At 67.8% G+C, this 239-nt stretch carries 1 protein-coding gene; it reads left to right on the plus strand.

Annotated features, from left to right (window positions below; translation table 11 throughout):
- The coding region (locus ACPYOG_RS20555; RefSeq protein ID WP_481295917.1) for a glycosyltransferase at positions 1–239 on the plus strand (239 nt) is incomplete at both ends.

The following is a 239-nucleotide window of genomic DNA, read 5'->3' on the forward strand; positions in this document are numbered from 1 at the left end:
CGGCGAAACCCTGGGATTGCTGCGCAGGCAATTCCCGCAGGCCCACGTCTGGGTTGTCGATGACGACAGCGACGACGCTACGGCCGACATCGTGGACGCAGCCTCAGAGCGCGATTCCATGATCCATCTGGTGCGCCGGCGCCGCCCCCTGGCCCGCACAGGCAAAGGGGATGCGCTCAACGCCGCCTACCGCACCTTGGACGCATGGCTGCCGGCCGGCGTCGACCGTTCTTCGGTGA

This window comes from Leifsonia sp. HAY1-4F (assembly GCF_056755275.1).